The sequence below is a fragment of the Novosphingobium silvae genome, from assembly GCF_009856825.1.
In the GTDB taxonomy this organism is placed as follows: Bacteria; Pseudomonadota; Alphaproteobacteria; order Sphingomonadales; family Sphingomonadaceae; genus Novosphingobium; species Novosphingobium silvae.
In genome coordinates this window covers 497,046-522,645 of sequence record NZ_WVTD01000001.1, presented here as the reverse complement: position 1 = coordinate 522,645, position 25,600 = coordinate 497,046, and the positions used below count along the sequence as shown (strand labels likewise).

26 protein-coding genes are annotated in these 25,600 nt (G+C 68.2%); 11 read left to right on the top strand and 15 right to left on the bottom strand.

Going from position 1 to position 25,600, the window contains the following annotated elements; translation table 11 throughout:
* Position 1: 1 nt before the first annotated feature.
* Both hemB and GR702_RS02525 read right to left on the bottom strand, forming a co-directional pair.
* Entirely contained in the window at positions 2-1,009 is a 1,008-nt protein-coding gene (gene hemB / locus GR702_RS02530) for a porphobilinogen synthase (protein WP_160984351.1), read from the bottom strand.
* 86 nt (positions 1,010-1,095) lie between these two features.
* Entirely contained in the window at positions 1,096-2,763 is a 1,668-nt protein-coding gene (locus tag GR702_RS02525) for a M23 family metallopeptidase (RefSeq protein ID WP_160984350.1), read from the bottom strand.
* Positions 2,764-2,924: 161 nt separating this feature from the next.
* On the opposite strand from GR702_RS02525, the gene GR702_RS02520 reads away from it, so the two are divergent.
* The 5 genes from GR702_RS02520 (at position 2,925) to GR702_RS02500 (ending at position 7,575) form a co-directional block, all read left to right on the top strand.
* Positions 2,925-5,561: a helicase-related protein gene (locus GR702_RS02520; RefSeq protein ID WP_160984349.1), complete on the top strand. Its 2,637-nt coding sequence runs from the start codon at positions 2,925-2,927 to the stop codon at positions 5,559-5,561.
* A gap of 19 nt (positions 5,562-5,580) precedes the next feature.
* Positions 5,581-5,874, top strand: coding sequence for a S4 domain-containing protein (locus GR702_RS02515; protein ID WP_202408027.1), 294 nt, complete (start codon positions 5,581-5,583; stop codon positions 5,872-5,874).
* 18 nt (positions 5,875-5,892) lie between these two features.
* Positions 5,893-6,231: a ferredoxin FdxA gene (gene fdxA / locus GR702_RS02510; protein WP_160984347.1), complete on the top strand. Its 339-nt coding sequence runs from the start codon at positions 5,893-5,895 to the stop codon at positions 6,229-6,231.
* Between the two features lie 340 nt (positions 6,232-6,571).
* A complete protein-coding gene (locus GR702_RS02505) occupies positions 6,572-7,105 on the top strand; it encodes a CarD family transcriptional regulator (protein WP_160984346.1) in 534 nt (177 codons plus the stop codon).
* Between the two features lie 161 nt (positions 7,106-7,266).
* The gene (locus tag GR702_RS02500) at positions 7,267-7,575 is read left to right on the top strand and encodes a hypothetical protein (RefSeq protein ID WP_160984345.1); all 309 of its coding nucleotides are present in this window, start codon (positions 7,267-7,269) and stop codon (positions 7,573-7,575) included.
* A 19-nt stretch (positions 7,576-7,594) separates the two neighbouring features.
* Here GR702_RS02500 and GR702_RS02495 read toward each other — a convergent pair whose 3' ends face one another.
* The gene (locus tag GR702_RS02495; RefSeq protein ID WP_160984344.1) at positions 7,595-8,542 is read right to left on the bottom strand and encodes an L-threonylcarbamoyladenylate synthase; all 948 of its coding nucleotides are present in this window, start codon (positions 8,540-8,542) and stop codon (positions 7,595-7,597) included.
* Positions 8,543-8,591: 49 nt separating this feature from the next.
* Between GR702_RS02495 and GR702_RS02490 the strand changes: the two genes are divergently transcribed.
* Positions 8,592-9,440 carry a DUF815 domain-containing protein gene (locus GR702_RS02490; protein ID WP_160984343.1) on the top strand — a complete coding sequence of 283 codons (849 nt, stop codon included), beginning with the start codon at positions 8,592-8,594 and terminating at the stop codon, positions 9,438-9,440.
* A 60-nt stretch (positions 9,441-9,500) separates the two neighbouring features.
* On the opposite strand, the gene GR702_RS02485 is transcribed toward GR702_RS02490, so the two are convergent.
* Entirely contained in the window at positions 9,501-10,976 is a 1,476-nt protein-coding gene (locus GR702_RS02485) for a PQQ-dependent sugar dehydrogenase (RefSeq protein ID WP_160984342.1), read from the bottom strand.
* A gap of 62 nt (positions 10,977-11,038) precedes the next feature.
* Here GR702_RS02485 and GR702_RS02480 point away from each other — a divergent pair, with 62 nt between their 5' ends.
* Together GR702_RS02480 and GR702_RS02475 are read left to right on the top strand one after the other, a co-directional pair.
* The gene (locus tag GR702_RS02480; RefSeq protein WP_160984341.1) at positions 11,039-11,521 is read left to right on the top strand and encodes a GAF domain-containing protein; all 483 of its coding nucleotides are present in this window, start codon (positions 11,039-11,041) and stop codon (positions 11,519-11,521) included.
* Between the two features lie 141 nt (positions 11,522-11,662).
* Positions 11,663-12,409, top strand: coding sequence for a glycine zipper 2TM domain-containing protein (locus GR702_RS02475; RefSeq protein WP_160984340.1), 747 nt, complete (start codon positions 11,663-11,665; stop codon positions 12,407-12,409).
* Between the two features lie 55 nt (positions 12,410-12,464).
* Here GR702_RS02475 and GR702_RS02470 read toward each other — a convergent pair whose 3' ends face one another.
* The 6 genes from GR702_RS02470 to GR702_RS02445 form a co-directional block, all read right to left on the bottom strand.
* Positions 12,465-13,439, bottom strand: coding sequence for a ParB/RepB/Spo0J family partition protein (locus tag GR702_RS02470; protein ID WP_160984339.1), 975 nt, complete (start codon positions 13,437-13,439; stop codon positions 12,465-12,467).
* Positions 13,436-14,215, bottom strand: a complete 780-nt coding sequence (locus GR702_RS02465) for a ParA family protein (protein WP_160984338.1) — start codon at positions 14,213-14,215, stop codon at positions 13,436-13,438. The genes GR702_RS02470 and GR702_RS02465 overlap by 4 nt, the downstream gene beginning before the upstream one ends.
* Entirely contained in the window at positions 14,212-14,853 is a 642-nt protein-coding gene (gene rsmG, locus GR702_RS02460) for a 16S rRNA (guanine(527)-N(7))-methyltransferase RsmG (protein WP_337192505.1), read from the bottom strand. The genes GR702_RS02465 and rsmG overlap by 4 nt, the downstream gene beginning before the upstream one ends.
* Positions 14,850-16,697 carry a tRNA uridine-5-carboxymethylaminomethyl(34) synthesis enzyme MnmG gene (mnmG, locus tag GR702_RS02455; RefSeq protein ID WP_160984337.1) on the bottom strand — a complete coding sequence of 616 codons (1,848 nt, stop codon included), beginning with the start codon at positions 16,695-16,697 and terminating at the stop codon, positions 14,850-14,852. Before mnmG ends, rsmG begins: the two co-directional genes overlap by 4 nt.
* Before the next feature lie 81 nt (positions 16,698-16,778).
* Positions 16,779-18,053 carry a tRNA uridine-5-carboxymethylaminomethyl(34) synthesis GTPase MnmE gene (gene mnmE / locus GR702_RS02450; RefSeq protein WP_160984336.1) on the bottom strand — a complete coding sequence of 425 codons (1,275 nt, stop codon included), beginning with the start codon at positions 18,051-18,053 and terminating at the stop codon, positions 16,779-16,781.
* Positions 18,054-18,099: 46 nt separating this feature from the next.
* Positions 18,100-18,375, bottom strand: coding sequence for a DUF6489 family protein (locus GR702_RS02445; protein WP_160984335.1), 276 nt, complete (start codon positions 18,373-18,375; stop codon positions 18,100-18,102).
* A 115-nt stretch (positions 18,376-18,490) separates the two neighbouring features.
* Here GR702_RS02445 and GR702_RS02440 point away from each other — a divergent pair, with 115 nt between their 5' ends.
* Positions 18,491-19,189 (top strand): dienelactone hydrolase family protein, encoded by a 699-nt coding sequence (locus GR702_RS02440; RefSeq protein WP_160984334.1) that lies wholly within the window; start codon positions 18,491-18,493, stop codon positions 19,187-19,189.
* A gap of 20 nt (positions 19,190-19,209) precedes the next feature.
* Positions 19,210-20,178 (top strand): quinone oxidoreductase family protein, encoded by a 969-nt coding sequence (locus GR702_RS02435; protein ID WP_160984333.1) that lies wholly within the window; start codon positions 19,210-19,212, stop codon positions 20,176-20,178.
* A gap of 97 nt (positions 20,179-20,275) precedes the next feature.
* On the opposite strand, the gene GR702_RS02430 is transcribed toward GR702_RS02435, so the two are convergent.
* From GR702_RS02430 to hemE, 5 genes are all read right to left on the bottom strand, one after another.
* The gene (locus GR702_RS02430) at positions 20,276-20,995 is read right to left on the bottom strand and encodes a TerC family protein (RefSeq protein ID WP_160984332.1); all 720 of its coding nucleotides are present in this window, start codon (positions 20,993-20,995) and stop codon (positions 20,276-20,278) included.
* Between the two features lie 15 nt (positions 20,996-21,010).
* Positions 21,011-22,267, bottom strand: a complete 1,257-nt coding sequence (gene rho, locus GR702_RS02425) for a transcription termination factor Rho (protein WP_132264295.1) — start codon at positions 22,265-22,267, stop codon at positions 21,011-21,013.
* 220 nt (positions 22,268-22,487) lie between these two features.
* The gene (locus GR702_RS02420) at positions 22,488-22,841 is read right to left on the bottom strand and encodes a hypothetical protein (protein WP_160984331.1); all 354 of its coding nucleotides are present in this window, start codon (positions 22,839-22,841) and stop codon (positions 22,488-22,490) included.
* A 43-nt stretch (positions 22,842-22,884) separates the two neighbouring features.
* On the bottom strand, positions 22,885-23,325 hold the full coding sequence (locus GR702_RS02415; protein WP_160984330.1) for a CopD family protein: 441 nt from the start codon (positions 23,323-23,325) through the stop codon (positions 22,885-22,887).
* Between the two features lie 47 nt (positions 23,326-23,372).
* The gene (hemE, locus tag GR702_RS02410) at positions 23,373-24,407 is read right to left on the bottom strand and encodes a uroporphyrinogen decarboxylase (RefSeq protein ID WP_160984329.1); all 1,035 of its coding nucleotides are present in this window, start codon (positions 24,405-24,407) and stop codon (positions 23,373-23,375) included.
* 347 nt (positions 24,408-24,754) lie between these two features.
* Here hemE and GR702_RS02405 point away from each other — a divergent pair, with 347 nt between their 5' ends.
* The gene (locus GR702_RS02405) at positions 24,755-25,600 is read left to right on the top strand and encodes a pyruvate, water dikinase regulatory protein (RefSeq protein ID WP_160984328.1); all 846 of its coding nucleotides are present in this window, start codon (positions 24,755-24,757) and stop codon (positions 25,598-25,600) included.

Below are 25,600 nucleotides of genomic sequence, written 5' to 3'. Positions count from 1 at the left end.
CTCAGCTGGCAGGTCGATGGTTCAGCAGGCGCGCGGCATGGGCCGCGTGGTAGGTCAGCACGCCCGAAGCGCCCGCGCGCTTGAACGCGGTCAGCGTTTCGATCACCATCGCGTCGCGGTCGGCCGCGCCTGCCGTTACGGCATGCTCGATCATCGCGTATTCGCCCGAGACCTGATAGGCGAAGACGGGCACCTCGAAGGTGTCCTTCACCCGGCGGATGATGTCGAGATAGGGCAGGCCCGGCTTCACCATCACCGTATCCGCGCCTTCGGCAAGGTCCATCTCCACCTCGCGCAGCGCTTCCTCGGTGTTGGCGGGGTCCATCTGATAGGTCTTCTTGTCGCCCTTGAGCAGACCGCGCGATCCCACCGCATCGCGGAACGGGCCATAGAACGCAGAGGCGTACTTGGCGGCATAGCTCATGATCTGGACGTTGACGTGGCCCGCATCCTCCAGCGCGTCGCGGATGGCGCCGATGCGGCCATCCATCATGTCGGAGGGGGCGATGATGTCCGCGCCCGCGTTCGCCTGGTTGAGCGCCTGCCCGACCAGCGCCTCCACCGTCTCGTCATTGAGGACATAGCCCGCCTCGTCGATCAGCCCGTCCTGCCCATGGCTGGTATAGGGATCGAGCGCGACATCGGTGAGGAGGCCGATCCGGTCGCCCAGGTCTTCGCGCACGGCGCGGATCGCGCGGCACATCAGGTTGTCGGGATTGAGCGCTTCGGCCCCGTCCTCGCTGCGGCGTTCGGGTTGGGTGTGCGGGAACAGGGCGAGCACGGGAATGCCAAGCTCGACCGCTTCGCGCGCGCGCGCGACGATCCCGTCCACCGACCAGCGTGAGACGCCCGGCAGCGCGGCGATCGGCTGCTCCACGCCTTCGCCCTCGGTGATGAACAAAGGCCAGATGAGGTCGGCCGCGGTCAGCGCGGTCTCGCGGTGGAGCGCGCGGCTCCATGCGGTGGCGCGGGTGCGGCGAAGGCGGGTGTGGGGATAAGTGCCGGTCATGGCGCGTTGCTTGCCGCAAAACCGCCCCGCGTTCAATCGCGAGGGCGTTGCGAAGTACGACGCGCGCGGGGTTTCCCGCGCCGTCCTCAGTCAGCCAGCTTGTCGATCTCGCGCCGGGGCATGTCGGCCTCTGCCCCGCTCTCGGCAATGGAGGCAAGCGCCGCGCCCGGAGCCACGCCCATCAGCGCGCGGAGCCTTGCCTTGAAGGCATCGCGCTCGCGCCCGTCGATCTGCGGTCGCTGGGTCACCGCTATGCCTGCGGGATTGATCGTGCGCCCGCCGCGATAGGCCTCGAAGTGAAGGTGCGGCCCGGTGGAAAGCCCGGTGGAGCCGACATAGCCGATGACCTGCCCTGCCCGCACCCGCGTGCCGCCGGAAACCGCGATGCGGCTCATATGGCCATAGCCTGTATCGAGCCCGCCGCCATGGCGCAGGCGCACATAGTTCCCGTGGCCCCCATGCCGACCGGCGAACGCGACGGTGCCGTCCGCCACGGCATAGATCGGAGAGCCGTAGCGCGCGCCGAAATCGATCCCGGCGTGCATTCGCACATAGCCCAGGATCGGGTGCCGCCGCGCGCCGTAGGGCGAAGTCACGCGTCCCGCCACCGGCTGGCCGATCGGCACGCTGCGCGCCTGGCCGACGGCGGTGGCCGGAAACATGCCGCCCTCCCCGCCCCAGCGCACCAGCTGCAAACTGGGTTTCCCGCCCCGCTCGACCCCGGCGTAGAGTAGATCGCCCACCTGCTTCTCGCCCTTGGCGGAGCGCTTGTAGGCAACGATGATGTCGAACTGGTCCTTCGCGCCGAGATCGCTTTCGAGGCTGACGTACTTGTCGAGCGCGCGCAGGTAGGACTGGATGGCCGCTACCGGCGCCCCGGCATTGCGGGCGGATCGATAGAGGCTGGAGCCCACGGTTCCACGGATCCGCAACGGCGTCTCGTCGACGCGGATGGGATGGCGCTCCAGCGCGAGTGCGCCGCCCTTGCGCTCGATCGAAAGGTCAAGGTCGAAACGGGCCCGGAAGGCCAGCGCCTCGAGCGCACGCGGCGCGCCGGCTGCCGGGCGCTTGCCCAGCGCGATGTCGAACTGCGTGCCCGGCGTGATGCCGTCTGCGGGCACGACACCGCCCACGAGGCCGGAGACCTGCGCGATGTCCGCCGCGCCCAGCCCCGCGCGCCCGAGCATGCGGGCCAGGCTATCGCCGCTGCCGAAGGTGGACACCATCTGAATCAGCGGGCGCTCCGGCACGTTCGCCAGGGGGCGCACCAGCGGCGTCGCACCCATGCGGCGCCCGCTGTCGCCGCCGAGCGCGAGCGGCGCGATCGACTGGCTGCGAAACTCGTCGCCTGCAGCCGTGTCGAGCGGCATGGCGCTCGCGACATCGACCGCGGTGAAGTCCGGGCACAGGGCTATGGCGGCGGCGCCAAGGCCCAGCATGGTGGCGAGGCCGCGCAGCCATCTGGCGCTGCCGATGTCCACGGCAAGGTCGGGAGCAAGGTCCCTGCCTTCGCACCAGCCCTCGATGGCGGTGCGCCAGCGTGCGAGCCGTGCCGGCGCCGCGACAGCAGCCGGCGGCGTCTGGTGGATCGGCTCGGCAGTGTGCGGGGCGGGAAAGGCCAGGACGAGCGAGGCCTCACGCGAGGAGCGCGCAGTTGCCCGCGCGGCATCGACCGCAGCCGTCGGTGCCTTGTCGACATCGCCGGCATGCTCGCCGCGACGATCGGTGCTGTCCTGCTTGAGCGCCCTGAACAAACGCGCGGTCCTTCACAACCCGTCCACCCGCCGGAGCGGCCTTGCGCGTTTCCCATGGCGATACAAGGTTAAGACCCCCCTAAGATTGTGGATTTGCGCGCAGACTTTCGTCGGGGCGAGTCTTGCGGGCGGCGGGCTGCGGTGCCACATTCCCCAGTGCAATGGCTCAAGATCGGACTGCCTCGGCCCGAAGCGAAACCCCTACTGGGGTAAAGGCCGTGCTCGGGCCCACGAACACGGGCAAGACCCACCTCGCGATAGAGCGCATGTGCGCCCATTCCAGCGGCATGATCGGTTTCCCGCTGCGTCTCCTCGCGCGCGAGGTCTATGATCGGGTGGTGAAGATCAAGGGCGAGAAGAGCGTCGCCCTCATCACCGGCGAGGAACGGATCGAGCCGCCGGGCGCGCGCTATCTCCTGTGCACCGCCGAAGCCATGCCCGTAACCGAGCGCTCGATGGCCTTCGTCGCCATCGACGAGGCGCAGCTCGCCGCCGACCGCGAGCGCGGCCACGTCTTCACTGATCGCCTGCTCCATGCGCGCGGACGCGAGGAGACGATGATCCTGGGCTCCTCCACGGTGGAGCCGCTGGTGCGCGCGCTGGTGCCCGGCGTGGAGGTCGTCACCCGTCCGCGCTTCTCCACGCTCAGCCACGCGGGCGCGAAGAAGCTGAGCCGGGTGCCGCCGCGCAGCGCCATCGTCGCGTTCTCCACCGAGCAGGTCTATGCCATCGCCGAGATGCTGCGCCGGTTCCGGGGCGGCGCCGCGGTGGTGATGGGCGCGCTTTCGCCCCAGACCCGCAATGCGCAAGTGGCGCTCTACCAGTCGGGAGAGGTGGACTATCTCGTCGCCACTGACGCGATCGGCATGGGTCTCAACCTCGATGTGGAGCATGTCGCCTTTGCGGGCCTGTCGAAGTACGACGGGCGCCGCCACCGCCGCCTGACCCCGCCCGAGATGGCGCAGATCGCCGGGCGCGCCGGGCGCCACCAGAAGGACGGCACTTTCGGCACGCTGACCGGCTCGGGCGGTCACGATTCCGAGTTCGACGCCGAGGAAGTCTATGCGATCGAGGAACACCGCTTCGCGCCCCTGACGCGCCTGTTCTGGCGCGAGCCCGAACCGCGCTTCGACAGTCTCGCCGCCCTCATCGCCGACCTGGAGACGCCGCCCCTCCGGCCCGAACTCGCTCCTGCGCCCGAGGCGATCGACCTTGGCGTGCTAAAGCGCCTCGCCGACGAAGGCGCGGTCGCCGATACGGTGCGCGGGCACGGGCAGGTCCGCCGCTTCTGGGACGTGTGCCGGCTGCCCGATTTCCGCCAGCAGGGCGTGGAGACGCACTCGCGCTTCGTCGCCCGCCTGTGGCAGGACCTGAGGCAGGGCGAACTCGGCGCCGATTTCGTCGCCGGCCAGATCGCCCAGCTCGACCGCACAGGGGGTGACATCGACACGCTGCAGGGACGCATCGCCGCCATCCGATCCTGGGCCTATATCGCCCAGCGACCGGACTGGGTCCTCGCCCGAGACGAGATGGCCGCCCGCGCCCGCGCGGTGGAAGCGCGCCTGTCCGACGCCCTCCATGGCAAGCTGACCGAGCGTTTCATCAACCGGCGCACCGCCGTGCTGATGAAGAAGCTCGGACCCGATGCCGGGCTGCTCTCCGTGCGGCTCGAGGACGAGGAAGTGCTGGTCGAGGGCGAGCACATCGGCTCGCTGCGCGGCTTCGCCTTCCAGGTCGATCCGGGCGCGCGCCTCACCGACCGCAAGCTGCTGCTGGCTGCGGCCGAAAAGCACCTCGCGCGTCTGCTCCAGACCCGTGCGGACGCGCTGGTGGAAGCCCTTCACGAAGGCAGCGCCGATGTCGCGCTTCGGGATGGGGCGATCGTGTGGGATGGGCAGAAGCTTGCCGTGCTGGCGCCCGGCCGTTCGCTGCTGGCGCCGGTGCTGGTCCCCGACCGCACGCTCGATGCCGTGCCCGGCCCGTCGCGCAAGGCGCTTGTCGCCGCTCTCGAGGCCTGGCTGGAGGCCGCGCTGGAGCCACTCGCACCGCTGCGCAAGCTGGACGACGCCAGCCGCGCACAGGAATCCGGGCCCGAGCTTCGCGCGCTGCTGATCGCGCTTGTCGATCGCGGCGGCATGGCCCCGCGCGAGCAGACCGGGGTGGACCGGCTCGACAAGGCACGCCGGACCATGCTGACGCGGCTCGGCGTGCGGGTGGGCGCGCTCGATCTCTATGTGCCGGCCATGCTGCGCCCGCAGGCGATCGGCTTGTGGCGCCAGCTTGCAGCCGTCGCCGGCAAGCCCGCCGCGGCTGCGCCCGATCCGCGCATGGCCCCCGCCCTTCCCGCCGGCAACCGCCGTCCGCCCCCCGGTTACCGGAATCTTGGCAAGCAGCTCCTGCGCCTCGACATCGCCGACAAGCTGCTGCGCGAGGCGCACGATGCCCGCACCGGCACGATCGCGGCGGCCGACAGGGCGACTGGCGGCAAGGGCCCCCGTGGCAAGGGCCGCAGCCGAGGCGGCGCAAGCAGGAAGGAGGCGGAGCAGGCGCGCACCGGTTTCACGCTCGAGCCGGCCCGTGCGGTATCGATGGGGCTTACCACTGTCAGCTATGCCCGGCTGCTGCGGATGGGCGGCTTCCAGCCTATCGCGCCGCGCCCCCTGGCGGACGGCGCGCATGGCCCGCCCGCGCCGCTGCGCTGGCGCTGGCGTCCGCCCCGCCGCCACGTGGAGCCCGAAGTCGCCGCTCCCGCCCGGCGCGACGGCGCTTTCGCCGCGCTCGCGGACATGGTGCGCTGATGCCCCGCCGGACCGCCGCGTGAGGATCGACAAGCTCCTCTGGTTCCTGCGCCTCGCAAAGACCCGCCCGCTCGCGCAGGCCCTGGCCGAGGAAGGGCACATCCGCCTCAACGGGCGGCGGGTGGACCGGGCTCACCAGAAGATCGCCGTGGGCGATGTGCTCACCGTTCCGATAGCTGCGGGAGTGCGGGTGATAGAAGTTCTTTCCATTCCAGTCCGCCGTGGCCCCGCCGGCGAGGCCCAGGGCTGCTACAGAGTGCTTGACGGCAGGCCCGTCGATCCCATAGCAGCGGCCCACTCGAATGGTGCCTGAAGGAAGGATTGTGCACTCATGACGTATGTCGTCACCGACGCCTGCATCAGGTGCAAGTACACTGACTGCGTGGAAGTCTGCCCCGTGGATTGCTTCTACGAGGGCGAGAACATGCTCGTCATCAATCCCAGCGAGTGCATCGACTGCGGCGTCTGCGAACCGGAGTGCCCGGCCGAGGCGATCCTTCCCGACACGGAAAGCGGTCTCGAGCAGTGGATGGAGATCAACGCCAAGTACTCGGCGGAGTGGCCCAACCTCACCACGCGCAAGGATGCGCCGGCCGATGCCGACGAGATGAAGAGCGTGGAAGGCAAGTTCGAGAAGTTCTTCTCGCCCGAACCCGGCGAGGGCGACTGAGTTTTTCCGCGCGCGCAGCGGCGGAGTCCCGCTCTGCGCAAAGGCGCGGCTCGCGCGAACAGCATCGATTTGAGGGCCTTGAAGGCCCGTCCGGAGGCGCGACGTGAAAACGTTTTTGCGCCTCTGGCAATTTTCGCGCATCGGTGATATATAAGCGTGCAACTGCCCGGGCCCTCTGCTCGTTCGGCAGGCTTTTTCATATGTGAGGCAGGGTTCGAAAGCAGACGGTTGGGAGAGTGATCTGACCGGGCGGCGAGGGCTTTCATGTGCCCTCATGTCGCACCTCCCGGTTTTCTCCCAGTTCGGGACAACGGGAACCCTGCAGGTGAAAGGACGATACATGGCAACCAGGGCCGATGCCTTCGATGTTGGAGATTACGTCGTTTACCCGAAGCATGGCGTAGGTCGGGTCATCGAGTTGCAGAAGCAGGAAATTGCCGGGATGCAGCTCGAACTCTATGTGCTGAGGTTCGAGAAGGAACGCATGACCCTGCGCGTTCCGGTGAACAAGGTCGAGTCGATCGGGATGCGCAAGCTATCGTCCGACAAGACCCTGCGCGAAGCGCTGCAGACGCTCACCGGCAAGCCCAAGGTGAAGCGCACCATGTGGTCGCGCCGTGCGCAGGAATACGAAGCCAAGATCAACTCGGGCGACCTCGTGTCGATCGCCGAAGTCACGCGCGACCTGTTCCGCGCCGACGATCAGCCCGAGCAGAGCTATTCCGAGCGCCAGATATTCGAGGCTGCCTCCTCGCGCCTGGCGCGTGAGCTTGCCGCCATGGAAAAGACCGACGAACCCGCCGCGCTCAAGAAGATCCTGGCGATCCTGAACGAGCACGCGCCCAAGTACTACGACACGGCCGAGACCGCCTGAGGCGTTTTCACCGCCGCGTTCCACGTGGAACAATGAAGGCCGCTTCCCACCCGGGAGGCGGCCTTTTTCGTGATCCGGCCCGCATGGTGCCCCGCATCGCTCCCGGCCCGCCGCATTCGGTCGTTGCACCTTTGCCTCCGGCGTGGGACGGTGGTCCCGCCATGAACCGCCCTGCCCTTCTGCTGGCCGCTGCCGCCAGCCTCGTCACGCTCACCGGCTGTGTCCGCACGGTCGCCAGCGTCGTCACCGCGCCTGTCCGCGTCGCAGGCAAGGCGGTGGACTGGACGACCACCAGCCAGTCCGAGGCCGACGAGAAGCGCGGCCGCGAACTGCGCAAGCGCGAGGAGGAGATCGGCAAGATCGATCGGCGCTATCAGAAGAACCTGCGCAAGTGCCGCGAGGGCGACGAACAGGCCTGCGACGCTGCACGCGACGATTACGCCCGCATCGAAGACCTTCGCCGCTATTGAGTGCAACCGCGTCTGCCGATCAGGCGGCGGCGCGCTTCAGCCGGTCGTTGATGGCCGCGCCGATGTCGCCCCCCGGGATCGGCGCCACCGCGATTCGCGGCCGAGGCGCAGCCGCGGCCTCGTGCAGCAGCGCGTAGAGCCGCGCCGCCGCCTCTACCAGGTCGCCGCTCGCCGACAGGGATGCATCGCCTGCCACCGGGCCAAAGCCAACGTGGAACTCGTCCGGCTCGGCCGAGAGCGCGTTCAGGCGCACCGGCTTCCCCGGCGCATAGTGGCTGGCCAGCTGGCCCGGCGCTTCGATGGCCTTTGAAAGGACTGGCTCGCTTTCAATGCCCAGCACGGCTGCGATCCGCGCTTCGGCGATCGGTCCCGGCCGCAGGATCTGCCAGCGGCCATCTTCGCGCAGGGCGACGATGGTGGATTCCAGCCCCGCCTCGCAGGTGCCGCCATCGATCACCGCATCGACATTGCTCCCCAGCGAGGCGACGACATGCGCGGCCTCTGTCGGACTGACACCGCCGCTGCGGTTGGCCGAAGGCGCGGCCAGCGCAACGCCTGCCGCCGCGATCACCGCCTGCATCACGGGATGCGCGGGGCAGCGCAGCGCCAGCGTGGGAAGCCCTGCCGTCACTGCGGGCGCGATTGGCGCGCCTTCCCGTAGCGGCAGCACCATCGTCAGCGCGCCCGGCCAGAACGCCCGGGCAAGCGCGTGCGCGCGCGCGTCGAACCGGGCCAGAGCCTGTGCCGAGGCAATATCCGCTACGTGGACGATCAGCGGATTGAAGCTTGGCCGCCCCTTGGCGCGGTAGATCGCCGCGACAGACTCGTCCCGGTCCGCCCGGGCGGCGAGGCCGTAGACCGTTTCGGTGGGCACTGCCACGAGCCGTCCGTCCTGCAGCATGCGGCCCGCGGCGCTGACGCCTTCCGGACCGGTGTCGAGCATGATGGGCTGGGTGGCGTGTTCCATGCCTCGCCGCTATAGCCGCCCGCGACGAAAGCCAAGGAAAAGCGCATCGATGACGTCCGCCCCGAATGCCTCCGGCGACAGCCCCGAACTCCTGACTCGCATCGCGCAGGCGCTGGAACGCCTGGCTCCGCCCGCGCCCGTGCGGACCGACTGGCTGGCCCACCCCGCCTATGTGTGGACGGGCGAGGCGGCGCGCGGGGTGGAGAAGCTGGACGCCCCTGCCCTTTCGCTGCTGCGCGGCATCGACACCCAGAAGGAGCGCGTGGTCACCAACGTCGAGCGGCTCGCTGCGGGACATGCCGCGCATGACATGCTGCTGTGGGGTTCGCGCGGAATGGGCAAGTCGGCCGTGCTGCGCGCTGCGGTAAAGGCCGCAGACCAGGCGCATCCCGGCCGGATCGCGCTGGTGCAGGTGGCGCAGGAAGCGCTTTCGGGCGTCTCCGCCCTTTTCGCCGCGCTCGGCACGGTGGAGCGCAGCTTCCTCGTCTTCATCGACGATCTCGGCTTCGAGGAAGGGGACGGCGCAGGCCCGCGCATCCTGCGTTCATGGCTGGAAGGCGGTGTCGAGGCGCGGCCCGCGAACGTGCGCCTTGCCGTCACTTCCAACCGCCGGGCGATCGTGGGCCGCACGATGGCCGAGCAGGACGACCCGATCAACGCCCGCGACATCGTGGACGAGAAGCTCGCGCTGGCCGACCGCTTCGGCCTTTCGATCGGCTTCCACAACTGCGACCAGGACGCCTATCTCGCCATCATCGGCGGCTATGCGCAGGATTTCGCCCTTGACTGGGACCAGGCCGACGCGCTCGAATGGTCGCGCCGCCGCGGAGCCCGCTCCGGCCGTGTCGCCTGGCAATACGTCAACGAACTGGCGGGGCGGGCCGGCAAGGCGATCTGACGCCACGGACCGTCGGCAAAGAGGGACGCCCGGAAAGGCGCCCTTCGTCCGAATACCGCCTCACGGCAGCAGCTTGTCCACTTCCTTGCGGAAGCCGCCGATCATCTGCCCGGGCGCGGTGGGATCCTTGATTTCCTTGAGCGGCTTCATGTGCTCGGTCTCGACCGGCCGGATCGCGGCGGATGGCTGCGCGCCGGGCGACACCACGCGCCAGACGATCCCGGCGGTGTCGTCGCTCACCAGCAGCGCGCCGCCCTTGTCGAAAGTGACCCAGGTAGGCCGGCCCCGTGTCTCGCCGTTGTCCTTCAGGAAGCCGGTGAGGACCGGCTGCGGCTTTACGTCCCGTGGGTTGCCGTTGGCGTCGAAAGGCACGAATACCACGTCATAGCCTGCCGCCGGACGCCGGTTCCAAGAACCGTGCCGCGCGATGAACGCCCCGTTCGCGTACCCCTCGCCCATGCGGTTGCCGCCGTTCGCGAAAGCCAGCCCCAGCACCGAGACATGCGCGCCCATTGCATACTCGGGCTTGCGCGTATATTCGATCATGTAGGTCTGCATCGGCCATTCGACCCGCTCGTCGAACGTGTTCTTCCAGTAGACCCAGGGCCAGCCGTACTGCGCGCCAACCGGCACGTTGGTCAGGTAATCGGGCACGAGATCGGGGCCGAGCATGTCCCGCTCCTGCACGGTCGCCCACATCTCCCCGGTGGAGGGGTTCCACGCCATTCCGTTGGGATTGCGCATGCCGGCGGCGAACTGGCGGCGGCGGCCGGTGTCGATGTCGACCTCCCAGATCATCGCGCGGCCTTCCTCGGCCTCCATCCCGTCGTCGGCGATGTTGGTCTTCGATCCGACCGCCACGTAGAGGTGCTTGCCGTCCGCGCTCAGCAGGAGATTGCGCATCCAGTGGCCGCCGCCCGGCATGTCCATCAGCTTGCGCAGCGGCTTGCCTTCGATCGAGACGGCGCCCGGCTGGAAGGCGAACTCATAGACCGCGTCGTGGTTAGCGACGTAGAGCCTGCCATCGCGGTAGGCCATGCCGGAAGGCGAGTGCAGGTCCGCGCTGCGCAGGGTGAAGCGCCCTTCCGCGCGGCCGTCTCCATCGACGTCGCGCAGCAGGACGATCCGGTCGGGAGAAGGCTCGCCCGCGCCTACCCGGCCCATGACGAGGTCCTTCACGAAGCCGGTGAAGCCCGGCGATCCTTCGCGCGGGGGTGCGTTGGTCTCGGCCACGAGCACGTCGCCGTTGGGCAGCGTCAGCATCGTGCGCGGATGGTTCAGCCCTTCCGCGAAGCGCCTGACGGCCAGCCCCGGCGCGGCTTTCGGCGCTTCGCCCTTCGCCCAACCGACGGGATTGGCGAGCTTCATGCTGGGGATCCACTGCGGGTCCGGCTCCACCAGCTGCGGATCGCGGCCCGTGGTGGCGTCGCTCGGCAGGTCGGAGGTGTTGGAGTGGATGCCCCAGTAGACGAACCCGGCCGCGGCCAGGACGATCAAGGTGGAAGCGATGGCGGTCTTCTTGACGATCGGGTTCATGCCCATCGAGATAGGCGAGCGCCGCCTAGCCGACAACAGCGAGTTGCGCTAACGCAGCCGCCATGTACGACTTTGCTCCCGCCGCGAACGCGGCCAAGCCCGAACTCTACAGCTCCCTTGCCCGCGCCGCCGATGCGCTGGTGCAGGGCGAACCCGACGCGGTCGCCAACATGGCCAACATGGCGGCGGCGATCTGGCAGTTCGTGCCCGATCTCAACTGGGCGGGCTTTTATCGGGTGGTTGCCGACGAACTGGTCCTGGGGCCTTTCATCGGCAAGCCCGCCTGCATCCGCATCCCCTTCGGCACGGGCGTATGCGGCACGGTCGCCGCGCTCGGCACGACGCAGGTGGTGCCCGACGTGCACGCCTTCCCGGGCCACATCGCCTGCGACGCGGACAGCCGCTCGGAGCTGGTGGTGCCCGTCCTGCGCGACGGCAAGGTCATCGCGGTGATCGATCTCGACAGCCCGACGCCGGGCCGCTTCGACGATGAGGACGCGGCCGGAATGCAGCTGCTGGCACAGGTCGCCGCGCTGGCGATCTGAAGGCGCGCGCGCCAGACTGCGCCGAAACGGGACAACGCCAAGGCCGCCCAGCCCGGCCCTTGGTCTCGCGGGCAACAGGATGCTAGACAAACCGTTAGCTAACGGGACTGATCCAGTGTCCCGGCCGCGAAAGGGTGTCCCATGCGTCTTCGTCTTCCCCACGCCGCACTGGCGGCGCTGTCCTTTGCCGCTGTGCCTGCCCATGCGCAGGACAGCGCCGGGGCGGACTATGCCGCGCAGGGCTATGACGAGGCCGATGCTGGCTACCCCGAGGCGGAATACATGCCTCCCCAGCCTGGCACCTACCATCCGGCGGACGCACGCGAGGCATGGCTGGCCGATTGCCGCCAACGCCTCGCCGCGCGCGATCGCGGCGTGGGCGGCGCTCTCATCGGCGGCGCAGCGGGCGGCCTTGCCGGCAACCGCATCGCTGGACGGGGCAACCGCACCGTGGGCACCATCGCGGGAGCCGCCGTCGGGGCGGCGGCCGGGGCCGTGATCGACAAGGCCGAGGACAGCGGCCGCGACCGCGACGAATGCGAAGCCTATCTGGATGATTACTATGCCCGCGCCGCAGGGGGCTACTATCCCGGGCAGGGATACCCGCAGCAGGGCTACTATTCCGTGCCCACGGGCGGGGCGGGCTATGCGCCCTACGCGGGTGGGTATGCCCCATACGGCTATGGATACGGTGCGCCCGGGTGCTGCATGGCGCAGCCGATGATGATGGTCCCGGTCCGCCGGGCCGAGCCGGAATGCACCGAGACCATCGAATACGTCTACGAGGATGTGCCGGTCCGCCCCGCCCGCCGTGCCGCCCCGCGCCGCAAGGCAGCGGTGGACAAGCGGGTCAGGATCGCTCCCGGCAAGCGCGTGCCGGTGCGCTGACCGGAAGGCGCGAGCCGGAAGCGCGTAGCTCCGGCAGGTGCGCTTCAGGCCCCCGTCAGATCCCGCCGCCCGTCAGCCGCTGGCAAACGAGGTCGAGCTGGTCGAGCGTGGAATAGCGGATCGTCACCGTGCCCGATGCCAGATCGGCGTTGGAGTCGATCTTCACCGGAAGGCCCAGGAACTCCTCGAGGTGGTTCTGCACCGCCTCGATGTCGGCATTGCCTGCCCCGCCCTCGCGCGCGGTGCGCGGACGGCGCGGCCCGGTCTCGCCACGCTGCTTTCGGCGCACCAGCTTCTCGACATCGCGCACGGACATCTGCCGGGTCACGGCAGCCTCGGCGATGTCTTCCGCTCCATCGCAGCCGATGAGCGCGCGGGCATGACCCATCGAAAGGTCGCCCTTCTCCACCAGCGAGATCACTCCGTCGGGCAGGGCAAGCAGGCGCTGGAAGTTGGCGACGTGGCTACGACTTTTGTCGACCATCCGGGCGATCTCGGCCTGCGTCATGCCTTCCATCTCGGATAGGCGGTTATACGCGCGCGCTTCCTCGATCGGGTTCAGGTCCTCGCGCTGGAGGTTCTCGATCAGCGCCAGCGCCATGACCTCGCGGTCGGTGAGGTCGCGCACGAGCGCGGGAATCTCGTGGAGCTGCGCCTTCTGCGCCGCCCGCCAGCGGCGCTCGCCCGCCACCAGCTGGTAGCGCCCGTTATCGAGCGGGCGCACGATGATGGGCTGGATCACCCCCCGCTGCGCGATGGAAGCGGCCAGTTCCTCCAGCGCGGCTTCCTCGAAGTACCGCCGCGGCTGATGCGGGTCGGGCTGGATTTCGGCGATGGAGAGCACCGCCAGCCCACCCGAGCGCGAGGCCGGGCCGCTGCCACCGCCGCTCGCAGCGGCAACGGGTTCCTCGCGGCGGGTTTCGCCCAGCAGCGCGCCAAGGCCGCGGCCAAGCCCCTTGGGCTTCTGCCGGGGCGCCGGGCTGGCGCCCGCGCCAGGCACGCTGAAGCGGACAATGGGGTCGTCGTTCATGCCGCTATCCTCTTTTCGGGCAGCCTGGTGATCAGCTCACGCGCGAGCGCCATGTAGGCGCGGCTGCCGGCGCAGGCGTGATCGTAGATGAGCGCCGGGACTCCATGGCTCGGAGCCTCCGAAAGGCGCACGTTGCGCGGAATGGTAGTCTCGAAGATAAGCTGGCCAAGGCACGAGCGCACGTCCTCGGAGACCTGCTCGGTCAGGCGGTTGCGCCGGTCGAACATGGTCAGCGCGATGCCGATGATGCCAAGGTCGGGGTTGAAGCGCTGCTGCACCCGCTCCACGGTGGTGAGCAGCTGGCTCAGCCCCTCGAGCGCGAAGAACTCGCACTGCAGAGGCACCAGCAGGGTATCTGCGGCGGTCAGCGCGTTGAGCGTCAGGAGCCCCAGCGAAGGCGGGCAGTCGATCAAGCACACGTCGTAACCTAGATCGGGCGCGCGCAGCGCACGCTGCAGGCGGTGCGCCCGGTCATCCGCGTTCACCAGCTCCACTTCCGCGCCGGACAGGTCCACGGTTGCAGGCAGCAGGTCGAGCCCGGGGATGCGCGTGGACATCACGCACTGCGACACCGGCACCCGATCGACCAGCACATCGTAGGAGGAAGCCTCGCGCGCAGAGGCGGAGACGCCCACGCCAGTCGAGGCGTTGCCCTGCGGATCGAGATCGATCAGCAGGGTCTTCCACCCGGTCGCCGCCAGCGCGGTGGCAACGTTGATGGCGGTAGTCGTCTTGCCGACGCCGCCCTTCTGGTTGGCAATGGCGATGCGGATCATCTGCTCTTACCCTTCCCGCCGGCTAGCGTGCCGACAATGATGCCTGCCTGCGGGTCCGTCAAAGACTGTTCCACGTGGAACACATGCCGCCAGTTGCGAAGGTCTGCCAGTTCTTGGCTGGCAGACTGCCCTTTGGGCAACAGCCAGATCGTGTCACTTGTGGAAAATCGCGACGATAAGGCGAGCAATTTGTCCAGCGGCGCAAATGCGCGGGCCGAAATGACGCTGCAGGGCTGCGAGGCGACTAGTTCCAGGCGCTGGCCGATCACCTGCGCCTTCCCGAGCCCCATCGCCACCCGTGCCCGGTCCAACCATTCGATCCGCCGCGTGCGCGATTCGACCATCAGCACCTCGGTCTCTGGCCGAAGCGCTGCCACCACGAGGCCGGGGAATCCGGCGCCGGTACCAAGGTCGATCCATGGCAAAGATGTTTCACGTGGAACATGCGGGAGCAGCTGCGCGCTGTCGAGGATGTGCCGCAGCCAGACCTGTTCCAGGCTCCGGCTTGAAACGAGGTTCTGGCGGGTGTTCTCCTCGCGCAGCATGTCGACCAGCACGCCGAGCCGCGCCATCGCCGCCTCGTCGCATCCCGGCAGCGCCCGCAGCCAGTCGCGGGCCTCGTCTTCGGTCGTGATCACGCAGCCTCCCTGCGGGCATGGACAAGCAATGCGGCAAGCGCTGCCGGGGTTATGCCGGGCAGGCGCCCGGCCGCCGCCAGCGTCGCGGGCTGGGCGCGGGTCAGCCGCTCCACCATCTCGCGCGAGAGGCCGGGCGTGCGGTCATAGGGGAAGCCATCGCCCAGCGGCAGCGATTCGCTTGCGCGAAGGTCGCGCAGTTCCCGCTCCTGCCGTTCAAGGTATGGCGCATAGACCGCGTCCTCCGCCAGTTCCTCGACCAGCGCGGCACCCTGACGCAGCGCGGGATCGATCCAAGGCGACAGCGCCGCGATCTCCACACCGCCGAACCGGAGCCATTCGCGCAGCGGCAGGCGCCCCGCGTCCGTACGGACAGGCAGGCCTGCCGCCGCCAGCTCACTCGCCGGAGCGACGGTGCCAAGCGCCGCGTCGAGCTTGGCGCGCGCCTCTTCCCTCTTCGCAAACCATGCGCGCCGTTCGGCACCTACCGCTCCGGCCTGCAGCGCCAGCGGCGTCAGGCGAGTGGAAGCGTTGTTGGCGCGAAGGCGCAGGCGGTACTCGGCGCGGGCCGTCAGCATGCGGTAAGGCTCGCTCACCCCGTGAAGCGTGAGGTCGTCGATCATCACCGCCATGTAGCTGTTCGCGCGGTCCAGCGCCGGCGCCGCGCGGCCCAGAACATCCGCAGCCGCGTGGAGCCCGGCGACGAGCCCCTGCGCCGCCGCTTCCTCGTAGCCAGTGGTCCCGTTGATCTGACCGGCGCAATACAGGCCAGGGATGTCGCGAAGCTCAAGGCTGGTTCTCAGCGCGCGCGGATCGATATGGTCGTACTCCACCGCATAGCCGGGCACTTCCATCTCGACCCGTTCAAGCCCCTCCATGGTGCGCAGCATGGCAAGCTGCACATCGGCGGGAAGTGAGGTGCTGATGCCGTTGGGGTAGACGAGGTGCGTGGAAAGGCCTTCCGGCTCCAGGAACACCTGATGCCCGTCGCGGTCGGCGAAGCGGTGGATCTTGTCCTCGATCGAGGGGCAATAGCGCGGACCCTGCGCGCCGATCGCGCCCGAGAACAGCGGCGAGCGGTGCAGGTTGGCGCGGATCACGTCGTGGCTGGCGGCGTTGGTCCGGGTGATGGCGCAAAACACCTGTGGCACGCGCCTGCCCTTCCCCATCGCCGACATCGTCCAGTCCTCCCCGTCGGAGGGCTGCTGGTTGAGGCGCGACCAGTCTATCGTGCGGCCATCGAGGCGCGGCGGCGTGCCGGTCTTGAGCCGGGCCATGGGCAGCGCCGCCTCGCGCATCTGCGCGGCGAGGCGCTGCGCCGAGGCTTCGCCGATACGCCCGCCGACAAGCCGTTCCTCGCCCCGGAATAGAGTGCCGCCAAGGAACGTCCCGGTGCACAGGATCACCGCCCGCGCGCCGAGGCGAGTGCCGTCCGCAAGGTCGATGCCGACCGTCCGTCCGCCCTCCATGACCAGCGCCGCCGCCTCGCCCGCGACGAGCGTCAGGTCGCCCTGGTGCTGGAGGAGGCGCTGGATCTCGGCCTTGAACAGGCGGCGGTCGGCCTGCACCCGCGGCCCCTGCACAGCGCTGCCTTTCGAGCGGTTGAGCATGCGATAGTGAATGGCCGCCGCATCCGCTGCGCGGGCGATTAGCCCGTCGAAGGCGTCCACCTCGCGGACCAGGTGGCCCTTGCCGAGGCCGCCGATGGCCGGGTTGCAGCTCATCGCGCCCACCGCATCAAGGTCGAAGCTGACGAGTGCCACGCGTGCGCCCATGCGCGCAGCGACAGCTGCCGCCTCGCAGCCGGCATGGCCGCCGCCGATCACGATAACGTCGAAGGAGTGCATTCGCGCGCCTTTATCGCACAGCAGGATTCGCGTCAAAGCACCATGCGCCAGTCCGGCAATGTTTCACGTGGAACAAGCGGTCTACTTGCCGATGCAGAAGCGACCGAACAGAGTGTCGAGCATGTCCTCGGTCGCTGCCCGGCCAATTAGCGCGTCGAAGGAAAGACGGGTGCGGCGCAGGCACTCGGCGACGAGAAGCGGATCGCGCTCTTCCATGCCATCGCGCAGGGCCTGCATGGCATCGGCCAGCAGCCCATGTTGCCGCGCGTTGAGAGCGGCGTCGCCGGGCCGTGGCATGGCCTGCCTTGCAGTCTCCACCATGTCGCGGCGCAGCCCGTCCAGCCCTTCGCCGGTCATGGCCGAGACGGCATGGCGAGCCGCGCGCTTGCCCCTGCCCCCACGGTCGATCTGGGCAGCGATCTCCCAGCTGCCGTGCGGCCCCTGCCCTTCATAGCCCAGCCACAGAACGAGATCGGCCCGCTCCAACGCGGCTCGGGCACGGTCGATGCCGATGGCCTCGATTTCGTCCTGAGTTTGATCGCGCAGACCGGCGGTATCGGCGAAGACGAAAGGGACGCCGGTGATGGCAACGGAGCGGGTCAGCACATCGCGAGTGGTCCCGGCGAGCGGGGCGGTGATCGCTGCCTCGTCCTCTACCAGCGCGTTGAACAAGGTGCTCTTGCCCGCGTTCGGCGGTCCGGCCAGCACCACGCGAAAACCATCGCGCAGGGTCTCCGCACGCGGCCGCGACAGCCATGCCGCCAGTTCGCGGACGAGGCCCTCGAGGCGAGGCATGAAGTCATCCGGCAGGTCGGCGACGTCATCCTCCTCCCCGAAATCGAGCACGGCTTCCACCGCTGCGGATGCGGAAAGGACAGCCGCGCGCCAGCCCTCGACTTGCGTGGAGAAGGTTCCCCCGGCCATGGCGATGGCGCTGCGGCGCTGCAGTTCGGTTTCGGCTGCCAGCAGATCGGCCAAGCCTTCCGCCTCGGCAAGGTCTATGCGTCCGTTCGCGAAGGCGCGGCGGGTGAACTCTCCCGGAACCGCCGGTCGCAGCCCCGGCATCGACGCCAGCGCCGCTTCCACCGCTGCGACGACGGCCCGCCCGCCGTGCAGGTGCAGCTCGGCCAGGTCCTCGCCCGTGGCGGTCGCAGGGCCGGGGAACCACAGCACCAGCGCCCGGTCGAGCTCTGTTCCACGTGGAACACGCAAGGTCCGATAGCTGGCCCGGCGCGGTTCCGGAAGGCGGCCACTCAACGCGGCGAGCGCCTCGCCTGCCTGAGGGCCGCTTAGCCGCAGAACGGCGATGGCGGCAGGCGGGGCCCCGCTCGACAGGGCGAAGATCGTATCGGTCATCGGCTTGATGGATGCAGCAGGTAACGGCCGGCCTTGCGAGGAGCGCTTATTCCGGATCGTTCCTGGGCTTGGTGCCTGCCCCGGCGCCGGACATGCCCATGGCTACGCCGCTTTCGATGAACTGCTGGAACAGCTTGAGACCGAACTGGCCCATCGGCGCGATCTGCTTCGTCAGTTCGTTGAGCTGGTCGAAATTGCCCGTGCCCTTCATCGCTGCCGTCAGCGCATCGACGTAGACGTCGTTGGCACGGGTGACATCGGGAAGGCCCAGAAAACGCCTTGCTTCCTCCGGGGAGCATTCGACCTCGACATTGACCTTCATCCGCGCGGCCTCCCTTTATCCGGAAATTCGCAGCATGGGTGACACATGCGCTTGGCAAAGTCCATTGCAAGTGCCTAACTCCGCCACTCACCGGCACGCCACAGGAGAGACCTGCATGTCCACCAACACCGAAATCCCGACCCTTGAGGCAGACGGCATGATCCCGGCCTACGTCGCGCGCCCGGAAGGCCCGGCCAAAGGTGCGATCATCGTCCAGCAGGAGATCTTCGGCGTCGATGAAGGCATCCGCCGCAAGGCCGATCACTGGGCATCGCTCGGCTATCTCGCGGTCGCGCCCGACACCTTCTGGCGCCAGAAGCCCGGGGTCGAGCTGAGCCCGTACGATGAAGGCGAGTTCAAGCAGGCCATCGACTACATGAACGGCCACGACTTCGACCTCGGCATCCGCGACATCGAGGCGGTAATCCACTGGATCCGCCGCGAGCAGGGCGTGGCGAAGGTGGGCTTCGTCGGCTTCTGCATGGGCGGCAAGATCGCCTACATGGCTGCAGCGCGCACCGACGTGGACGCATCGGTCGGGTACTACGGCGTCGCGATCGACCAGATGCTGAACGAGAAGCACGCCATCGCCAGGCCGCTGATGCTTCATATGCCGACCGCCGATCACTTCGTGGACGCCGCCGCGCAGAAGGCCATGCACGAGGGGCTCGACGATCACCCCAAGGTCACGCTCCACGACTACGAAGGGCTCGACCACGGCTTCGCCGCCGAGATTGGCGAGCGCCGCGACGAGGCGGGCGCGCAGCTTGCCGACAGCCGCACCGAGGCGTTCTTCGCCGAGCACGTGGGCTGAGGGAAACGGGAGCCGGGACGATGGCGCAGGCATACAGGATGATCGTGCGCTCGCACGGCGGCCCCGAAGCGATCGAGCGCGAGGAGATCGACATCCCCTCGCCCGGTCCCGGCGAGGTGGTGATCGAGACCGAGGCCGTGGGCCTGAACTTCATCGACACTTACTATCGCAAGGGCCTCTACCCCGACGCCCTGCCCATCGCGCTCGGATCGGAAAGCGTCGGGCGGATCGTCTCGGTGGGCGAAGGCGTGGAGGACTTCTCCATCGGCGAGCGCGTGGGCGCCACGCAGAACGGCGGCGCCTATGCCACGCACCGCGCATTCCCGGCCGCCAAAGCAATCCGCATCCCCGAGGAGATCGCGCCGCAGGTCGCCGCCGCCGCCATGCTGAAGGGCCTCACCGCCTGCTACCTGGCCGAGGAGACCTTCCCTGCCGAAGAAGGCGACATCGCCCTCGTCCACTCGGCGGCGGGCGGCGTCGGCTCGCTGCTGGTGCCCTGGCTCATCGACAAGGGAGTGACGGTGATCGCCCATGTCGGCTCGCCCGAAAAGGCCGCGGGGGTGCCGGGGCCGCACGTCCTCACCTGCCCCTTCGACGAACTTGCCGAGGCGGTGCGCGCGATCACCGGGGGAGAGATGTGCAACGTCGTCTACGACGGCGTGGGCGCGGCAAGCTGGGATGCCTCGCTTGCCTGCCTTGCGCCGCTGGGCCTGATGGTAAGCTACGGCAACGCCTCCGGGCCGGTGCCTCCGGTCTCCGTGCTCGACCTGATGCGCGGCGGCTCGCTGTTCCTCACGCGCCCCACGCTGGCGCACTATGTCGCCACGCCCGAGGCGCTGGCGGACAGCGCCGAGGAACTATTCTCGCGCATTGCCGACGGCGTGCTCGAGGTAAAGATCGGGCAGACCTTCGCCCTGTCGGATGCGGCCGAGGCGCACCGGGCGCTGGAGAGCCGGAGCACGACCGGATCGACGATCCTGCTGCCGTGACCGGCGGATAAAGAAACGGCCGGGATCGCGTGTCCGGCTTTCTCCGCAGGCGCCCTGATGCAAGAAGGGCCCGGATCGCTCCGGGCCCTTCCTTGTTTCAGAACAGCGACACGATGCCGAGCGCCGGGTCGGTCCACCCGTCGTAGATCATCTTGCAGGCCACGTAGAGGATGACCGCCAGGCCGATATAGGCGATCCAGCGGTAACGCTCGATGTAGCGGGCGATCAGATTGGCCGCGACGCCCATCAGCACGACGGAGAGCAGCAGGCCGACGATGAGGATCCCCGGATGCTCGCGCGCCGCACCGGCGACCGCGAGCACGTTGTCGAGGCTCATCGAGACGTCGGCCACGGCCACGGCCCAAGCCGCGGCGGCGAAGCTGCGCGCCGGCCTCAGCCCGCTGCCTTCATCTCCCACAATCTCGGGCGAACCCTCGCTCTGGCCGGTGTGACGCAGTTCGCGCCAGAACTTCCATGCCACCCACAGCAGCAGGAGACCGCCCGCGAAGATCAGGCCGACGATACCGAGCAGCCATGTCACCATGAGCGCGAAGGCGATGCGCAGCACCAGCGCGGCGCCGATGCCGATGAGGATGACCTTCTTGCGGTCTGCCGTGGGAAGGCCGGCGGCGAGTGCACCCACGACGATCGCGTTGTCGCCCGCGAGCAGCAGGTCGATCATCAGCACCTGGCCGAACGCCGACAACGCGGCGGGCTCGGAGATGTTCGAGAAGTCGGCGATGATGTGCTGCCACACATCGCCAAGACCGCCGACCGGCGCTGCGGCAGCGGCGGCGAGAATCGAGATTAGATCCATGATCCGCGCCCCTCCTTACTGGTTCATGGTCGAGAAGAAGTCCTCGTTGGTCTTCGAGTCCTTCATCTTGTCGAGCAGGAACTCCATCGCATCGACGGTGCCCATCTGCATCAGGATGCGGCGCAGGACCCACATCTTGGTGAGCTGGTCTTTGGGAACCAGCAGCTCTTCCTTGCGGGTGCCGGACTTGCCGACGTCGAGCGCGGGGAAGATGCGCTTGTCGGCCACCTTGCGGTCGAGGACGATTTCGGAGTTACCGGTGCCCTTGAACTCTTCGAAGATGACTTCGTCCATGCGGCTGCCGGTATCGATCAGCGCGGTGGCGATGATGGAGAGCGAGCCGCCCTCCTCGATGTTGCGGGCAGCGCCGAAGAAGCGCTTGGGGCGCTGCAGGGCATTCGCGTCGACACCGCCGGTCAGCACCTTGCCCGAGGAAGGCACCACGGTGTTGTAGGCACGCCCAAGGCGCGTGATCGAGTCCAGCAGGATCACCACGTCGCGCTTGTGCTCGACCAGGCGCTTGGCCTTCTCGATCACCATCTCGGCTACCTGCACGTGGCGCTGCGCGGGTTCGTCGAAGGTGGAGGAGATGACCTCGCCCTTCACGCTGCGCTGCATGTCGGTGACTTCCTCGGGGCGCTCGTCGACGAGCAGGACGAGGAGGAACACCTCGGGATGGTTGTCGGTGATGGCCTTGGCCATGTTCTGCAGCAGCACGGTCTTGCCGGTGCGCGGCGGCGCGACGATCAGCGCGCGCTGGCCCTTGCCCTGCGGGCTGATGAGGTCGATCACGCGCGCGGACTTGTCCTTGACCGTGGGGTCGAGGCAGTCGAGCTTGAGGCGCTGGTCGGGATAGAGCGGCGTCAGGTTGTCGAAGTTGACGCGGTGGCGCACCACGTCGGGATCGTCGAAGTTGACGCTGATGAGCTTGGTGATGGCGAAGTAGCGCTCGCCGTCCTTGGGCGCGCGGATCTCGCCTTCCACCGTGTCGCCGGTGCGCAGGCCCCATTTGCGGACCTGGTTGGGCGAGACGTAGATGTCGTCCGGGCCGGCGAGATAGTTCGCCTCGGGGCTGCGCAGGAAGCCGAAACCGTCGGTCAGCACTTCGATGGTGCCCTGCCCGATGATTTCCTCGCCGTCCTCGGCCACTTCCTTGAGGATCGCGAACATGAGGTCCTGGCGGCGCAGCGTGGAGGCGCCCTCGACGCCCAGTTCCTCTGCCATTTCGACCAGTTCGGCCGATGATTTCTTCTTGAGTTCTTTCAGGTGCATTCTTGTGGATTCCAGATGGATTTGGCCAGATGGATTTGGAGTGTCGGCCGGCGGGATCGGAGGGCTTGGGGAAAGCGGATCCGGGCAGGAGACAAAGGCTCGCGCCCTGTTGCCGGAACGCTGCCGTCGATAAGCCTTCGCGAAGACGCGGTCAACGAGTCAATCTGCGAGACGAGGCCTCGCAGCGCCCGGTCGCCACGGCGCCACCGCTGCCGTCATTTCACGAGCGGGGACCGTTCGCCTCCGCGACCTTGGACATCGCCTCGCCAAGGGCGCTGAGCGCCTCACCGGTGGCTGCCATCTCACCCGCGCAGCGCAGGCCGTGCGATGGAAGCGAGTCCAGGAACTCCTGAGACTGCACCAGCTCGACGAGAAGCTCGTTGAGCGCAAGGTCGGGTTCGCGCGCCTTGATGCGCCCGAGGTAGTAGAGCAGCCCACCCACCGCGCCCGAACGGTCGGCTTCCTTCGCGTCCTCGCCCGCGATGAAGGAGAACACCGAAAGGCATTCCACATCGGCCCTCACTGCGGGTGACAGGGCCGAGAGGCTAGCGGACAAGGCGATCGCGGTGAACATGACGGGCCAACTCCGCTGGCGGGACGAACCGGGCGCTAACCCCTCAGAACGGCTTCACGATCACGAGGATGACGATCACGACGGCGGCAAGGCCGGGTACTTCGTTCAGCAGCCGCAGCTTTCGCCCGCTGAGCGGACGCTCGCCGCGGGCCAGCTTCTTCCCGTAGGCCACGAGCCAGCCGTGGTAGCCCGAAAGCAGGATCACGAACAGCAGCTTGGCGTGGAGCCAGCCTTCGCTGAAGGCGCCGATGGCAAGCGCCGTCAGCACGCCGAGCACCCAGGTCAGGATCATCGCCGGGGTAAGGATGATCCGGCGCAGCTTCGCCTCGCGGTCAACCCAGCGCAGCGCCTCGGCCGAGCCCGGCTCGGCTTCCTGGTGGTAGACGAAGTAGCGGGGCAGCATGAACAGCCCCGCCATCCAGAAGATTACGAAGATGACGTGCCCGGCCTTCAGCCAGGGATAGAGAGTCGCAAGGATGGCCATGGTTCCTGTTCCCTAGCGGACCGGGCGCCCGCGCTCAATGATCCGTGTCAACGCCGCCAGCCGCGAACGGTGGCAAGCAGCCGCTCGACATGGGCGATGGGGGTATGCTGCCCGATGCCGTGGCCAAGGTTGAAGACGTGGGGACGGTCAGCGAAAGCATCGAGCACCGAACGCGCCGCGCTGTCGAGTTCCCCGCCGCCGGCGAGCAGGAGCAGCGGGTCCAGGTTTCCCTGTACCGGTAGCCCTTCCGGAAGCGAGCGTGCCGCCCACACGGGGTCGATGGTCTCATCGACGCCCACGGCATCGACTCCGGTCTCACGGGCATAGGCAGGCAGCTTTTCGCCCGCGCCCTTGGGGAAGCCGATGATCGGCGTGTCCGGGTGGCGGGCCTTCACGGCGGACACGATTGCGGCATTGGGCGCGATGACCCAGCGTTCGAACTGCGCGGGGCTGAGCGTGCCGGCCCAGGAATCGAACAGTTGCACCGCCTCCGCGCCCGCTTCGATCTGGCCGCACAGGTATTCGACCGTGACTTCGCTGACCGCCTCGATGATCGCCTGGAAGGCCTGCGGATCGCGATAGGCCATGGCGCGCGTGTCGTGCTGGTCGCGGCTGCCCTCGCCCGCGACCATGTAGGTGGCGACCGTCCAGGCTGATCCAGCGAAGCCCAGCATGGTCTTGTCCGCCGCCAGCGCGCCGCGCACCTTGCGCACCGTCTCGTAGATCGGAGTCAGCCGGGAAGGCACCGCGACCAGGCTCTCCAGCGCGCTGTCCACGAGACGGGGCGAGAGCCGGGGGCCTTCGCCGGCGAGGAACTGCAGGTCCTGGCCCATCGCATAGGGCACGATGAGGATGTCCGAGAACAGGATCGCGCCATCGAATCCGAAGCGGCGGATCGGCTGCAACGTAATCTCGGCGGCGGCGTTGGTATCGTAGACGAGCGCCAGGAATCCGCCCTTCTCGGCCCGCAGCTCGCGATATTCGGGGAGGTAGCGTCCCGCCTGTCGCATCAGCCAGATCGGGCGGCCTGAATCAGCCTCGATGGGAGCGCCGCGCAGGGTGTCGAGAAGCAGGCCGGGCATCGCGTTTTCGTCCAATCCAAAAAAATGAAGATTTTATATAAGGATGATGGAGTCTGTTGGTCCTGTGGATACTGGGGACCACGGCGCATTGCCCGAATTGTACCCGGTTGAACAGACCCGAGGGCGGGTCGCGACTCTGGCTCGGCCTTGAGTCAACGAAAGCTTGTTCGCCTTGTCCACAGGCTGTGGACCGACTCCCGCAACCTGTCCAGAACATGACTCGTTGAATCCCGTCAGCGGGCAGGAATCACCGTGCCCGAGTTGTCACCGGGTCCCTCCCGTGGTTTATGCCGCCATATATCCACAAGCGGCACCCGCGCCGACGACAGGCCCGCCAAAGGACCCTCATGGCACGTTTCCACCTCCACCTGCTCTCTGACTCCACCGGCGAGACGCTGGAGATGATCGCCAAGGCCGCTCTCGCCCAGTTCGACGATTCCGATGTCCTGCGCCATTTCTGGCCGATGGTCCGCTCGCAGCAGCACCTCGACCGGATCATGGGCGAGATCGCCGCGAACCCGGGGCTCGTCTTCTTCACGCTGGTGAACGAAGAGACGCGCGGCCGCCTTGAGGAGCGCTGCCAGACGCTGGGCCTTCCAGCCATCGCCGTGCTCGACGGCGTGACCGATGCGCTGGAAGCGCTGCTGGGGCAGGAAGCGAAAGGCCGCCCCGGTCGCCAGCACCGGCTCGACGATGCCTATTTCGCGCGAGTGGACGCGATCCAGTTCACCATCGCCCACGACGACGGCATCGCCTGGGAAGAGTGGGAAGAGGCCGACATCGTGCTCGCGGGCGTATCGCGCACGAGCAAGACCCCCACCTCGATCTATCTCGCCAATCGCGGGTACAAGGTGGCGAACATCCCGATCGTGGTGGAAAGCCCTCCGCCGCCGTCGCTGTTCGGATTGAAGCGGCCGCTGGTGGTGGGCCTCACCACCGCGCCCGACCGGCTCATCCAGATCCGGCGCAACCGCCTGCTCTCGCTCAGCCAGTCACCCGATACCGACTATGTGGACAACGAGAAGGTGGACCGCGAACTCAAGTATGCGCGCCGCATGTTCGCGGACAATTCCTGGCCGGTGATCGACGTTACCCGGCGCTCGATCGAAGAGACCGCAGCGGCCGTCATCAACCTTTACAACGAACGCCGGGCTGCGGGCGAAAGCGGCCAGGTCGGCCCCAAACCCATCTGA

What these genes read in the sequence shown, in the direction of transcription:
- GR702_RS02405 (WP_160984328.1), top strand. Translation starts at nt 24,755, where the DNA reads ATGGCACGTTTCCACCTCCACCTGCTCTCTGACTCCACCGGCGAGACG.
- GR702_RS02485 (WP_160984342.1), bottom strand. Translation starts at nt 10,976, where the DNA reads ATGAACCCGATCGTCAAGAAGACCGCCATCGCTTCCACCTTGATCGTC.
- GR702_RS02445 (WP_160984335.1), bottom strand. Translation starts at nt 18,375, where the DNA reads ATGAAGGTCAATGTCGAGGTCGAATGCTCCCCGGAGGAAGCAAGGCGT.
- GR702_RS02495 (WP_160984344.1), bottom strand. Translation starts at nt 8,542, where the DNA reads ATGGAACACGCCACCCAGCCCATCATGCTCGACACCGGTCCGGAAGGC.
- hemE (WP_160984329.1), bottom strand. Translation starts at nt 24,407, where the DNA reads ATGCCCGGCCTGCTTCTCGACACCCTGCGCGGCGCTCCCATCGAGGCT.
- GR702_RS02490 (WP_160984343.1), top strand. Translation starts at nt 8,592, where the DNA reads ATGACGTCCGCCCCGAATGCCTCCGGCGACAGCCCCGAACTCCTGACT.
- GR702_RS02470 (WP_160984339.1), bottom strand. Translation starts at nt 13,439, where the DNA reads ATGAACGACGACCCCATTGTCCGCTTCAGCGTGCCTGGCGCGGGCGCC.
- GR702_RS02415 (WP_160984330.1), bottom strand. Translation starts at nt 23,325, where the DNA reads ATGGCCATCCTTGCGACTCTCTATCCCTGGCTGAAGGCCGGGCACGTC.
- GR702_RS02435 (WP_160984333.1), top strand. Translation starts at nt 19,210, where the DNA reads ATGGCGCAGGCATACAGGATGATCGTGCGCTCGCACGGCGGCCCCGAA.
- mnmG (WP_160984337.1), bottom strand. Translation starts at nt 16,697, where the DNA reads ATGCACTCCTTCGACGTTATCGTGATCGGCGGCGGCCATGCCGGCTGC.
- GR702_RS02505 (WP_160984346.1), top strand. Translation starts at nt 6,572, where the DNA reads ATGGCAACCAGGGCCGATGCCTTCGATGTTGGAGATTACGTCGTTTAC.
- hemB (WP_160984351.1), bottom strand. Translation starts at nt 1,009, where the DNA reads ATGACCGGCACTTATCCCCACACCCGCCTTCGCCGCACCCGCGCCACC.
- GR702_RS02440 (WP_160984334.1), top strand. Translation starts at nt 18,491, where the DNA reads ATGTCCACCAACACCGAAATCCCGACCCTTGAGGCAGACGGCATGATC.
- GR702_RS02500 (WP_160984345.1), top strand. Translation starts at nt 7,267, where the DNA reads ATGAACCGCCCTGCCCTTCTGCTGGCCGCTGCCGCCAGCCTCGTCACG.
- GR702_RS02430 (WP_160984332.1), bottom strand. Translation starts at nt 20,995, where the DNA reads ATGGATCTAATCTCGATTCTCGCCGCCGCTGCCGCAGCGCCGGTCGGC.
- GR702_RS02465 (WP_160984338.1), bottom strand. Translation starts at nt 14,215, where the DNA reads ATGATCCGCATCGCCATTGCCAACCAGAAGGGCGGCGTCGGCAAGACG.
- GR702_RS02520 (WP_160984349.1), top strand. Translation starts at nt 2,925, where the DNA reads ATGGCTCAAGATCGGACTGCCTCGGCCCGAAGCGAAACCCCTACTGGG.
- rho (WP_132264295.1), bottom strand. Translation starts at nt 22,267, where the DNA reads ATGCACCTGAAAGAACTCAAGAAGAAATCATCGGCCGAACTGGTCGAA.
- fdxA (WP_160984347.1), top strand. Translation starts at nt 5,893, where the DNA reads ATGACGTATGTCGTCACCGACGCCTGCATCAGGTGCAAGTACACTGAC.
- GR702_RS02475 (WP_160984340.1), top strand. Translation starts at nt 11,663, where the DNA reads ATGCGTCTTCGTCTTCCCCACGCCGCACTGGCGGCGCTGTCCTTTGCC.
- mnmE (WP_160984336.1), bottom strand. Translation starts at nt 18,053, where the DNA reads ATGACCGATACGATCTTCGCCCTGTCGAGCGGGGCCCCGCCTGCCGCC.
- GR702_RS02420 (WP_160984331.1), bottom strand. Translation starts at nt 22,841, where the DNA reads ATGTTCACCGCGATCGCCTTGTCCGCTAGCCTCTCGGCCCTGTCACCC.
- GR702_RS02480 (WP_160984341.1), top strand. Translation starts at nt 11,039, where the DNA reads ATGTACGACTTTGCTCCCGCCGCGAACGCGGCCAAGCCCGAACTCTAC.